Source organism: Wenyingzhuangia sp. IMCC45467 (genome assembly GCF_054111205.1).
This window is the reverse complement of sequence record NZ_CM134196.1, coordinates 742074-755156: the sequence shown is the minus strand read 5'-3', so window position 1 is coordinate 755156 and position 13083 is coordinate 742074. Positions and strand designations below refer to the sequence as shown.

Genomic DNA, 13083 nt, shown 5'->3' with positions numbered 1-13083 from the left:
ATGTTAAAATTTATAAAAAATCACATGGCTACCATAGAGGGAATTGAAATTTATCCTATGATTTCTTTATCAATATTCTTCGCTTTTTTTTCCCTTCTTTTTTTATGGGTATGGAAAGCCAAAAAAGACTACTTAAAAAAAGTAAGCAATTTACCTTTTGAATAAATACCAACTAGACTATGAATATTAAAAAACAGAATAAAAAAATTTTAGGCTTTGTCATCATTAGTGTGTTGGTAGGGCTGTTAATAGAGTGGATGCTGCCCTCAAAAAACGGATACGCATCATTATTAGCTTTAAAAATTACTTTGTATTTAATTTTTATGGCCTTGTTGTTCAGTACTCGTTTTGTTATAACCAAAATGAACAACTTGTATTTGTCTTTATCTTCACAAAGTGAAAAAGAAGAATACTTTAGGCAAAAAGAAGCTAAAAAAATAGATTGGTCTAACTGGAAAACAGCCTTAGATGGTATTATGTCAGCCAAACCTGTAACAGAAGAAAGTGATATTATTTTAGATCATGATTATGATGGAATTAAAGAACTTGATAATAATTTACCACCATGGTGGCTGTATGGGTTTTATATGACCATAGTATTTGCCTTTGGATACATGATTTATTATCACGTATTAGATGGAGAGGATCAGAAACAAGAATATTTAGCAGAAGTTACTTTGGCTAAAAAACAGATAGCGGCTTATGAGGCTACTCAAGAAAAAGTAGATATGAGTGCTTTAGCAGAAGGGGATAATTCACAAGGTAAAAAGTTGTTTAAAAGAAACTGTGCTGTATGTCACGCTATTGATGGAGGAGGAAAAATAGGGCCAAACTTAACAGATGATTATTGGATCTTAGGAGGAAGTACCGAAGCTATTTTTAATACCATTTCAGAAGGAGGTAGACCTGGAAAAGGAATGATTGCTTGGAAAAATAGTTTTAGTAATCAAGACCGACAGTTATTAACAGCTTATGTAAAAAGTTTGGTAGGAACTACTCCTGCTGAACCTAAAGAACCACAGGGAGATTTATACAAATTAGAAGAGTAAATTTAGGGGAGGATGGAGACAAATAATAAAGAAGTTTTTAGAGATTCTATAGCTACTATTAATAACGATGGTAAAAGAGCATGGATCTATCCTAAGAAACCAAAAGGTAGTTATTATAACTCAAGAACTTGGGTAAGCGTATTCTTGTTAACAACTTTGTTATTGTCTCCCTTCATAAAAATAAACGGAAATCAGTTATTTCTATTTAATGTTATAGAGCGTAAATTCAACATTTTTGGATTCCCTTTTTGGCCACAAGATTTTTATTTGTTGGTAATTTCCATGTTGTTGGGAGTTGTGTTTATTATTCTCTTTACTGTGGTTTACGGACGTGTATTTTGCGGATGGGTTTGTCCACAAACCATTTTTATGGAAATGGTTTTTAGAAAAATAGAATATTGGATTGATGGAGATAAAGGAGCTCAAAAAAGATTAGCCAAACAGTCTTGGAATGGAGAAAAAATAAGAAAACGAGCTTTAAAACACAGTATTTATCTTGTTATATCTTTTATAATATCTAACGTTTTTTTAGCCTATATTATAGGTAGCAATACTTTAGTAAATATTATTACTTCCCCCATAAAAGAACACATAGGAGGTTTTATAAGTATATGGATTTTTACAGGAGTGTTCTACTTTGTGTTTTCGTGGTTTAGAGAACAAGTATGTATTATAGCCTGCCCTTATGGTAGGTTACAAGGAGTGTTGTTAGATAACAAATCTATTATTGTTGCTTACGATTATATAAGAGGAGAACGCACTAAAGGTAGAGCAAAGTTTAAAAGAAATGAAAATAGGCTAGCACAGGAAAAAGGAGACTGTATAGATTGTAATCAATGTGTAGAAGTATGTCCAACAGGTATAGATATCAGAAATGGAACTCAGTTAGAATGTGTTAATTGTACAGCATGTATGGATGCTTGTGATTTTATGATGATTAAAACCAATCAGCCAAAGGGGTTAATTCGTTATGCCTCTGAAGAAAACATAGCAAAAAACAAACCTTTTGAATTTAATTTAAGAATAAAGGCATATACCATTCTATTAGGGGTTTTAATAATAGTTTTAATAGGTTTATTATCTGTAAGGAGTAATGTACAAGCCAATTTTTTTAGAGTTCCAGGGGAATTATATCAAGTAAAAGAGAATAATGTTATTAGTAATGTATATACCTATAAATTACTAAACAAAACAACACAGGATATAGATTCTTTAACCTTTAAATTAATTTCTCATCAAAAAGGAAGAATAGATTTAGTAGGAACACCACATGTTGTTTTAAAAAAACAAGGGATTTATGAAGGAACTATTTTTATTGAAATTCCAGAAGCTTTGTTAGAGGAAAGTAATGAGAAAATTGAAATAGGAATTTTTAAAGGAAGTGAAGAAATAACTACCACTACCACTCAATTTTTAAGTCCGAAAAACATTTGGTAAAACTTAGTAGTATTATAAATGATTAAAATAAAAAAGAATGAAAGTTAATTGGGGAACAAGTATAGTCTTGGCTTTTGCAGGTTTTATAGTATTCATCCTTTTTTTTGTAGTAAAAACTTTTACACAAAAGGAGTATGATTATGATTTGGTGTCATATAAATATTATGAAGATGAATTAGCCTTTCAGCAAACAATTGATCATTCAGAAAACACAAAATCACTTGTTAATCACGTGCTTTTTGAAAAAGAAGATCATCAATTAAAAATAGTTATTCCAAACTTTAAAGATGAATTACTGGCAGGAGAAATTATTTTTTACAGACCATCAAATGATCAATTAGATTTTATAAAACAAATAAAACCAAAGCAAACAGAATATGTTTTTAATGATGAAATTTTAATAGGTGGAAGATGGAATATAACTGTAAAATGGTATTATAAATCGCATCCTCAAAAAGTATATACCATAAAAGAACAATTGTATTATTAATGATTCTATCTGCTTTTATATTTGGTTTATTAAGTAGTTTTCACTGTGTAGGAATGTGTGGGCCTATTGCGTTTGCCTTGCCTGTACACAATGGAACAACAATTGAAAAATGGATAAAAATTATATTGTACCATTTAGGTAGGTTGTTTACTTATGCCATTATTGGAGCTCTTTTTGGGCTTTTTGGAAGAGCTTTTGTTATGGCTGGTTTACAGCAAACTTTATCTATTATTACAGGGCTTATATTAATTTTTGTTGCTTTGTTTCAGGAAACAATTATGTGGTATATGGAACAACATTCATCAGTTAAAATAATAAAACTCATAAAAAAAGGATATCAAAATATTGTACAATCCAAAAGTACCCTCAGCTTTTTAGTGTTAGGTTTTATGAATGGTTTGTTGCCTTGTGGAACGGTATATATTGCATTAATAGGAGCATTGGCAATGGGAAATATTGCCATGGGGAGTTGGTATATGTTTGTGTTTGGTATGGGAACCATGCCTTTAATGTTGTTGTTTATGAGTGTTAAGTTTTTAAACACTCAGCGTTTTAAGACAATTTTTAGAAGAGCAGTTCCTGTAATGTTGGTTGTGGTTGGTTCTTTATTTGTGTTAAGAGGTTTGGGATTAGGTATTGCTTTTGTATCACCATCTGATATGAGTTTACAAATACAATTAGTGCCTATAGGGTGTCATTAATAAAAAACGTCCACACTTCATAGTTAGAAGGTGGACGTTTTTAACAAACTTAACTTACTTAATTATTTTTTTAATGATCATCTTCTGCAAAACCAGTTTTTCTATGACCAGAAATTACATAAATTTCATCTAAAGTGTTATCGTAAGTAGCACTATCATATTTCCAATCATATTCTTCTTGCTCAGGGTCAGCCCTTAATGCTTCGGGAATTTCGTAGCTTGTAAATTTAACAGTACCACTTAATAGTTTTATTTTAATGTAAATACTATCTACAGGGTTACCACTAACTGTAGTTCCTGCCATTGGTAAAATTTTACCATCTACTATTAAATTTCTAATATAGTATCTATCTTCAGTTGTTTCTTCGTTTAATCCAGTAGGTTTAACTGTTGGTGTTTCAATAGCAATGATATCATTGTCTAAATTATCAAACTCTGTTTCATCACTCATGAAAGATTCAGAAGTACCTGTAAATGAGAATTTACTTTTTAAAGGAAAAACATGGTCTGTATCTTCAATCCAAACTTTATTTGGAATGTTTTCAGCTGTATTGTAAATCCATAATTGAACATCATGATCATATCCAACATATTTAGTTGTCATATCCTCATCATACAATTCCCAAAAGAAAGTTCCTGAATAATCTAAGGTTTCGCTGTCCCATACTTCTACCTCTTCATTACAAGAATTCATTGTAAATGCAATGATTAATAGTGATATATATATTATATTTTTTTTCATATTATTCTATATTTAAAAATTATTGTTTTATCAGTTTTACTGGAGTAGAAAAAGTTCCTTGTTGTAAATTATGAGAAAAAGTAGTTCCTGTTAAAGTAGGATTTACTACCTCCCATGGTCCCCAAGGAGAGTCTGTTAACAATGCTTCATAAGTAGACTCATCACCAGTTACGTAGAAATAAGCAGGAATCATATATGCAGGGCCGTAACCTGTACCAATTCTATATCTAGCACCAATAAAGTCATCAGCATAATATAATCCATCACCTAAGTGAGTAATAATAGTAGCATCAGTAAAAGTTCCGTTAGAAACCTCTCCAGTGTAAGTACCAGCAAAAACATCTGATTTAGATCTATCTGCAGGGAGTACGTATACGTTTCTTACAATGGTTTTTCCAAAACCATCTACATTTTCTATATAGTAGCTTACAGGGTAGTAACCTGGAGTGTTTATATCTATAGATTCTTTAATTACTACTTGATCTGTTACTTCTGTTTCACCTTCATAGGCTACTACTCCTGGATCTACATATGCAGTTCCTTGATCCACAATAAAGTTTTCGCTTCCAACCAATTCTATTTCGTTGTAATAAGTTACTTTAGAAATTCCCTCAGTATCCAAATCTTGGGTACAAGACCAAAGAAGGGAAAAGGTAATTACAGGAATTATTTTAAATATTATTTTTTTCATGATTTTATGTTTTAATAAGTTCATCATTATTTTCCTACTTTTTTATCCCACCAAACTTTTTGTAATAAATCAGGTTTTTGACTAGGAGCGTTGATGTTTCTACCTAATATATCTGAAGAATATACTGGTGATGATGGCAAATTACCGTTTGTTTTATCTCTACCAGCAACTGAAATAGTTAAACTACCTACAGGAAAATTAATGTCAGCATCTGTTCTGTCTGCTTTGATATCAATATCATCTACTGATGGGTATTTAGTTCTATTTCTGTCTAAAAATGATTCTAGGTGTTGATAATTAGCGTTGGCTACCCATTTTTGCATGGCTATTTGTTTGATGTTTTCTTCTGTAGTTCCATCTACCCAAGTAGCATATCCAGTTGTAATAATACTTGTAGTTGAAATACCGTTTTGAGACAATGAAGCTGTAACACCTAAGTCATAATACATTTTAGCATTTACTAAGTCATTAGCTCTGGCATAAGCTTCAGCTAAAAAGAAGTTTACTTCCCAATTAGACATGATTATTAGATCGGTGTTTTCAGCAAATAAAGCTTCACTATAATCTTCGTCTTCGTCATCAATTCCATCATTGTCAGAATCTGTTTTAGAATCAAAATCTCCAAAGAAAGCACCTTCGTGTCCGTCATCAGGAGCAGTAAATAAAGTATTAATTCTAGGGTCGCTATTGTCTAGTAAATAATCGATAAAAGTTTTACATCCTATTACGTTACCAGATACATAATTAGCACCAGCAGTTTCAAATTCACGCATTGGGTGTTTTTTACCTTCTTGGCTATCATCCCAAATACTACCAGATATTTTTGCAGATTCATCTAAAAACGTAGCACTATTGATAAAAGTGATAACATCTGAATTACTATAACCAGCAGTTTCAGATTGTCTCATCATTAATTTTAATTTTAATGAGTTGGCAAATTTTTCCCATTTTGTAAAATCTCCGGCAAATACAAAATCGAAATCTTCATCAATTGCATTTAAGGTTGTAATGTCTATTTGTAATAAAGCATCAATTCTAGCTTCAAGGTCAGCATAGATCTCTTCATCAGTATCAAATTTAGGAGAAGTAATAAGTTCGTTTCCTTTTAAAGCTTCAGAATAAGGAATGTCTCCCCAAACATCTGTAGTTACTTGCCAAGTGAAAATAGACAAGGCTTCGGCAATGTAATAGTACCCGTTATTACTTTCTTCTGTAGATAATAATTTTATTCTTTTGGTATCATTTAAAATTCCGGCTGTTAATTCTTCATAAGCATCTCCGAAACTAGTATCTTCATATTGACATAGAGTTTTAAATTGTGATGAAGTGTATCCTTGAGTCCAGTATTGTGACCAGAATCCTCCTCCAAACCCAAAATCCCAACCCATTAGCGTACTTGCTAAACCAACTTGAGCAGAAGGTAAAAGTATTTTAGGTTCATCGGTGTCTCCTAATACCGTAGGATCTTGATTTACGTCTAAATAATCATCACAACTAATGGTGAAAATTAATAGGAATATATATATAAATGGTATGGTATATTTTTTCATTTTCTTATCGTTTTATAGTTGAATATTTAATCCAAAAGTGAATACTTCATTGGTTGGATTAGCATTGTATTCTCCAAACTTTGCATTGATGTTGTTTCCAAACGTAGTAGTTTCTGGATCTATATATGGATTTTCTTTAGGGGTCCATAACAAGAAGTTGCTAGCTGTGAATGATAAATTAACAGCAGATACCTTAATTTTTTCACACAAAGATTTAGGTATGCTATAGGCTAAAGTTACATTCCTTAGTTTTAAGTAAGATCTATCAATAACAGCATAAGAAGCTCCTTCCATACCACCTTCGCTATAAAAAGTATGTAAAGCAGTTGGGTTTACAGGAATTGAGTTTTCAGAGTAGGTTCCATCTCCATTATCTACGACAGAGTTAGGAATTAAAAATGCATTACGGTCATTTAACACACTTTCAGGAGAACTACCTGTCCAATGCATGTAATCTTTAGTTCCAGAGTATATGTATCCACCGTATCTAAAATCTAAAGTACCTGTTAAACTTAATCCTTTGTAAGAAAAAGTATTGGTTAATCCCATTCTGTATTTTTCATTTACATCTTTCCCTAACAACTCCATGTCTGTAGTTTGTTGTGGATTACCGTTACCATCAACCACTATACTTTCTACACCATCTAATTTAACTGTTTTGGCTTTGGTAAATTTAAATTGTCCCATTGGCATACCTTCAAGAGCATATAAACCACCACTAGTTCCTCCAAATCCTGTTAATTGAATTTCTTCAATATTTAATTTTTCCACCATGTTGTTGTTTTTGGTGTATGCCCAGTTTACATCCCATCTAAAGTCTGATGTTTTTATAGGGGTTAAGTTTACATTTAATTCAACACCACTGTTTCTTACATCTCCTAAATTTGCAGTTACAACAGTATATCCTGTTGAAGGATCTAAAGGTAAATCTTCAATAAGTCCTTTGGTTAATCTGTTGTAATAAGATACTTCAAAACCTACACGTTTTCCAAAAAACATGTTTTCAAAACCTATTTCAAATTCATTAGTTATTTGTGGCTTTAGGTCTTTGTTCCCTAATTTATTAGAGGCTGTGTAAGAGTTTGTTCCTCCTAAAGGAAATTCTAAATTGTCTATATTTGGATATCCAGGGTATTTAGATTGTCCAATAACATATCTATCATTAACGTTATATGGACTCGCATCATCTCCAGTAGATCCGTAAGCAACTCTTATTTTAGAATAATCTAAAGCATCAAAATTGATATCATTAGTGTATAAAAATTTACTAAGAATAAAACTTGCTGTTAATCCACCATATAAAAAACTATTGTTTTCAGCTGGTAGGGTAGATGACCAGTCATTTCTTAAAGTTCCGTTTAAGAAAAGATAATCGTTGTAACCTAAGTCTGCACTAATATAAGTACCAATTAATCTTCTTTTTGTTTGGTCTTGTGTTGAAGTTGAAGGACTTAAACTGTTTCCTAAATAATAAAACCCAGGAACATCAATAGATGAGATAGAACCAGAAAGAGAACTATATGTTCTTTCGTTTGTGTTTAAACCTACTATAGTGCTTAGGTTTAAATCATCGGTAAAATCTTTTTGATATGAAAGCATTAAGTCATTACTATATTGTGCTCTAGATCTTTTTGTTTGAGAATAACTACCTGGATTTACTGTTTGAGAACCAGCATTAAAAGAATCTTCAGCAAAAGCTATAATTCCAATATGTTCATCTATGGTAGCGCTTTCATAGTCTCCAGAAAAACGGTAGGTTAATTTTAAATCTTCAATGATGTTATAGTCAATTTCAAATTTACCAAAGAACTTATATTTACTTTGTTCTGCACCATCATTATTTAAAATATAATAGGGGTTAATACCATAAGGAGTAAAATAATTATCTATAGTGTTAAATGGATTGTTTAAATCTTTAAAATCTACAATAGACAATTCGCTAGGAATTTCACGTAATGATCTACTTAAAGAAGTACCTTGTCCAGAAGGAACAGATTTGGTTTGCTCTCTACTAAAGTTAATGGCACTACCAAATTTGAATTTATTAGTAGTATGTGTTGCTTTGGTAGATAAAGTATATCTTTTATAAGAGTCATTGTCTGTTGGGATAACACCATCTACTGTATTTTGTGAGGCAGATAAAAAGAAAGTGTTTTTTTCATCACCACCAGAAACAGATAATGAGTTTTTGATATTTTGTCCATAATCATAAAAATCACGAATATTATCTTTTAAGGCTACATATGGTTTTAATTGCTGACTATTGTTTATAACGTTACCCCAGACTCTATCAACACCGTCAAAAGCAGCACCCCAGTTACCATTTTCTTCTAATGCCCTATCACCACTCCAACCTTGTCCAAATTGGTCTTGTGTATCAGCCAAAAAACCTACACGGCTAATGGCTACAGAACTATTAAAACTTACTTTTAACTTTCCGTTTTTTCCACTTTTGGTTGTAATTAATATTACTCCATTGGCAGCTCTAGAACCATAAAGAGCTGTTGCAGCAGCACCTTTTAGTATAGACATATTTTCAATATCATCTGGGTTGATAGCATTAATACCAGAACCAAAATCTACTTGAGAATTTAAATTATCTCCTGTTCGACTTTGTTCGTTAGTAATTACAATACCATCTACAATGTACAAAGGTTGTACATTTCCAAAGGATGAAGCTCCACGAATAATAACATTTTGCGTACCTCCTGGAGATGGAGCTGAACTTACCTCTAAACCAGATACTTTCCCTTGTATAGCAGTCATAGGGTTAATAGCTTGGGTTTTTGTTATTTCATCACCTTTTATTTCAGTCATGGCATAACCAATAGCTTTTTTCTCTTTAGAAATTCCTAAGGCAGTAACTACAACTTCATCTAAAGTTTCAATATTACCTTTTAATACTGCATTTACTGTAGAGGTAGTACCAACAATTTTTTCAATAGTTTCCATACCTACATAACTAAATATAAGAATGTCTCCTTCTTTGGCATTAATGTTGTAAACACCATCAAAGTCAGACATGGTTCCTATTGAGGTTCCTTTAATTAAAATAGTTGCACCAGGTATTGGACCTGAATCATCCGATACGGATCCGGTAATAGTTTTTGTTTGTGCGAACGAAAACTGAATTGAAAATGCTAATAAAAGCATTAAAATTTTGGGAGTTTTTAATTTCATATTTATAGGTATTTAATTTGGTCTTTTTTTAGAATAATAACATGTTGTTATATCAGGTTTTAGGTAGTACTAGTTTATTCTTGCAACACAAAGAAAGATGAAACTACTTGATACTATTTTATGATATAACAGATATCAAGTTGGCTTTTAGCTTAAAAAATTATGACAAAAACCATATATGAATACGGTTTTTAATAGCTAGTACTTAGTTAGAATATTTATTTTAAATAAAGGAAATATCTATTTGTAAACCAATGTGTTAAGTTGTTTTTATGCAAATGTTAACGTTATTGTATATAATTGATATTTGTACAACTCTATCTATTATATTTTTATTTGCTATTTGATCTCTAGAAACCACATAATCCTTATATTTTATTTATTTAATGGTTAATTAAACTTTACTTAACATTCGTTAATTACGTAAGAGAATGTTATTTAGAGTTATACAATAGATTATTGTGAAATATTATGTTTGAATAATAAATTATCTAGAATAATTGTAGATAAGGAAAATAAAAAGCTAGTTGTTTGTTTTTAGGAATAAAAACTGAACGAAAATTTAGATGCGTTTTTTTAATCAAATTAAAATAACAAAACGTCAGATTTTATAAAAAAGTATATTTTTTGTGAATTTATAATTAGATAAGCGATGTTATGAATACAAATAAGAAGTTATATGCTATAAAACAGAAAATCATAACTTACTTTTGTATTCATAATTAATAAGTTTATATATATAATGTTTTTTTAAACAACCTAGAACTAGAAATTTAATATGGATATTGTTATTATAGAAGATGAAGATTTAGCAGCAGAATCACTAGAAAAGTTGTTGTTAAAAAGCAACCACAACATCAATATAAAAAAAAGGTTAGAGAGCGTATCACAATCTATAGCTTGGTTTAAAGAAAATACTTGTGATTTAATTTTAAGCGATATTCATTTAGGGGATGGGGAAAGTTTTGAGATTTTTGATACTTTAAAAATTTCTACACCCATTATTTTTACTACAGCTTTTGACCAATATGCCATACAATCATTTCAATTTTTTGCGATTGATTATTTATTAAAACCTTATGATAAGAATAAATTAAACCGAGCTATTGAAAAATATATAAATTACAACGTTACCAATACCAATAATGATTTTAGTCAGTTAGAGAATTTAATTTTTCAATTAAATTCTCAGAAAAATCCTGAATCAAATCAAGAAAGATTTTTGGTGTCAAGAGGGGAGAAGTTAATTTCTATTACCAGTAATGAAATTGCCTATTTTATGGCAGAAAACAAATCTTTATTTTTATATACTACTACTGGAGAAAGTTATTTGTATGATGATACAATTTTAAGTTTAGAGCAAAAACTATCTAAAAAAGACTTTTTTAAAATTAACAGAAAGTTTATTGTTAGGCATAATGCCATCAAAAATATTATAAAATATAGTCAGAGTAGACTTAAAATAGAATTACAGCCCTCTCCAGATATAAATGACTTTATTTTAATAAGTGCTAAAAACATCAATGCTTTTAAAGATTGGTTAAATAATTAATATGCAATCAAATAAATTTATACTTAGGTTTAAAAAACATCAACAATACTTATATATAAGTGTTTTATTAATTGCTGTATTTTTTATAGGAAGTTCTTTAATTACTCCTAAAATAACTTCTGTTACTGAGAATTTAATAGAAGATATGATTCAAGGAAATTTAAAATCTAAAGAAAACATTGTTGCTTTTGAATTTAATCATTTAAATAGTTATTTGGTAAGTTCTAAAAAAATAATGCAAGATGCTTCTAGTATTTCTTTGGGTAAAGTAAAGGAAAAGTTGCTTTTTTTTTCAGACATGGCAATGTTTAACCAAAACATAACCAATAGTTTTGTTGGTTTAGGGAAAGATAATCAATATCAAATATTGTTATCAAATTATAAAGACTCTACGTATTATAAGAATCTAACCAAATATTTAAAGACAAATGGAACTTTTAAAAAAGAACTTGTAATAGATACTATTATAAAAACTCCAAATACAGTAATCAACAGAAAAATATATATAAAAAAAAATGCAGACAATACTACTGTTGCCTTTGGTTACGATGTTGACTTGATATTGTTTTGGAAATATTTTTCAGAGAAATATAAAGGCGATGGAGGATATACTGTTGTTACAAATAAAAATGCGGTTTGTATTTTACATCCAGAACCAAAACATATAGGAACTAAATTAACCAGGTATTTTAAAAATATTTCTGTAAAAAAAGTATTGCAGAGTACTACCCAAATAAATGGATATAATATTTCTAATAGCAATAACAATCTAAAAGATAAAGCAACATCGGAGTTTTTGGGTTTAGGTGTTTTACGTTATTTTAATGCTGTTGAGGTTGATAAAACTCCCTTTGTTATAATTGTAAGTTTTCCAATAGATATTCATTTAAACCAAACCGTTCAAGATGTTCAGGGGTATTTTTCGTGGATTAGTTTTTTAGCATTTATAACTTTTATGTTGATTTTAACAGTATCTAGATATCAATTAAAAAAAGAATATTTTGAGAATTTAAAAGTTGTTGAAGAAAAAGAACAGCTAGTGAATACTAATGAAAAATATCAAAAAGAAAATGCTTTACTACAGTTAAATCAGTTAAAGAAAAAAATGAATCCACATTTTTTATTTAATAGCTTAAATTCTTTACATGTGTTGATTGATTTAAATCCCGATTTATCGCAGCAATTTGTATTAAAACTAGCAGATGTTTACAGGTATTTATTAGAAGATAGAGATGGAAATTTAATTTCTGTTAAAAAAGAAATTACCTTTTTAGAACAGTATGTGTTTTTACAAGAAATTAGATTTAACAACAGTTTAAAAGTTTCCATTATAAACAATACTGCCGATAACAAATTACATAATAAAATACCTTTTTTATCTTTAGAAACATTGGTGGAAAATGCAATAAAACACAACGAAATAACCAAACAAAATCCGTTAATTATAGAAGTAATTATTGATCAAGAATCTATTAAGGTTATAAATAATTATTCTCCAAGAAAAAATAAAGAAAGTAAAAGTCACCATATAGGTTTAAACTATTTAGAAAACACCTATCAATATTATCAAATAAACAGTTTTAAAACTGATATTAAAGAAGGTAAATTTATCTGTATTTTGCCATATATAACCTTGTAATAAGATTTCACTCCCTTTTTTTGTGAGTTCACTCCATTTCGTTTTTATAACC

11 protein-coding genes are annotated in these 13083 nt (G+C 29.8%); 7 read left to right on the top strand and 4 right to left on the bottom strand.

The window, feature by feature from the left end; genetic code table 11:
* The 5 genes from ACXGQT_RS03375 to ACXGQT_RS03355 are packed head-to-tail and all read left to right on the top strand — an operon-like array spanning nt 1 to nt 3677.
* Nucleotides 1–165: a CcoQ/FixQ family Cbb3-type cytochrome c oxidase assembly chaperone gene (locus ACXGQT_RS03375; protein WP_457829993.1), complete on the top strand. Its 165-nt coding sequence runs from the start codon at nt 1–3 to the stop codon at nt 163–165.
* Between the two features lie 14 nt (nt 166–179).
* Nucleotides 180–1049 (top strand): cbb3-type cytochrome c oxidase N-terminal domain-containing protein, encoded by an 870-nt coding sequence (locus ACXGQT_RS03370; RefSeq protein WP_457829992.1) that lies wholly within the window; start codon nt 180–182, stop codon nt 1047–1049.
* 12 nt (nt 1050–1061) lie between these two features.
* Nucleotides 1062–2486 (top strand): cytochrome c oxidase accessory protein CcoG, encoded by a 1425-nt coding sequence (gene ccoG, locus ACXGQT_RS03365; protein ID WP_457829991.1) that lies wholly within the window; start codon nt 1062–1064, stop codon nt 2484–2486.
* A gap of 37 nt (nt 2487–2523) precedes the next feature.
* A complete protein-coding gene (locus ACXGQT_RS03360) occupies nt 2524–2976 on the top strand; it encodes a FixH family protein (protein WP_457829990.1) in 453 nt (150 codons plus the stop codon).
* The gene (locus tag ACXGQT_RS03355; RefSeq protein WP_457829989.1) at nt 2976–3677 is read left to right on the top strand and encodes a sulfite exporter TauE/SafE family protein; all 702 of its coding nucleotides are present in this window, start codon (nt 2976–2978) and stop codon (nt 3675–3677) included. The genes ACXGQT_RS03360 and ACXGQT_RS03355 overlap by 1 nt, the downstream gene beginning before the upstream one ends.
* A gap of 70 nt (nt 3678–3747) precedes the next feature.
* On the opposite strand, the gene ACXGQT_RS03350 is transcribed toward ACXGQT_RS03355, so the two are convergent.
* Genes ACXGQT_RS03350 through ACXGQT_RS03335 form a run of 4 tightly spaced genes read right to left on the bottom strand, consistent with a single transcriptional unit; the run spans nt 3748 to nt 9840 of the window.
* Entirely contained in the window at nt 3748–4419 is a 672-nt protein-coding gene (locus ACXGQT_RS03350) for a lipid-binding protein (RefSeq protein WP_457829988.1), read from the bottom strand.
* Nucleotides 4420–4438: 19 nt separating this feature from the next.
* Nucleotides 4439–5110 (bottom strand): immunoglobulin-like domain-containing protein, encoded by a 672-nt coding sequence (locus tag ACXGQT_RS03345; protein WP_457829987.1) that lies wholly within the window; start codon nt 5108–5110, stop codon nt 4439–4441.
* Nucleotides 5111–5136: 26 nt separating this feature from the next.
* Nucleotides 5137–6660 (bottom strand): SusD/RagB family nutrient-binding outer membrane lipoprotein, encoded by a 1524-nt coding sequence (locus ACXGQT_RS03340; protein WP_457829986.1) that lies wholly within the window; start codon nt 6658–6660, stop codon nt 5137–5139.
* Nucleotides 6661–6672: 12 nt separating this feature from the next.
* Complete coding sequence (locus ACXGQT_RS03335; protein ID WP_457829985.1) at nt 6673–9840, bottom strand: SusC/RagA family TonB-linked outer membrane protein; 3168 nt, start codon at nt 9838–9840, stop codon at nt 6673–6675.
* 778 nt (nt 9841–10618) lie between these two features.
* On the opposite strand from ACXGQT_RS03335, the gene ACXGQT_RS03330 reads away from it, so the two are divergent.
* Entirely contained in the window at nt 10619–11392 is a 774-nt protein-coding gene (locus ACXGQT_RS03330) for a LytR/AlgR family response regulator transcription factor (RefSeq protein WP_457829984.1), read from the top strand.
* 1 nt (nt 11393) lies between these two features.
* The gene (locus ACXGQT_RS03325) at nt 11394–13031 is read left to right on the top strand and encodes a sensor histidine kinase (RefSeq protein WP_457829983.1); all 1638 of its coding nucleotides are present in this window, start codon (nt 11394–11396) and stop codon (nt 13029–13031) included.
* The last annotated feature ends 52 nt before the right edge of the window (nt 13032–13083 follow it).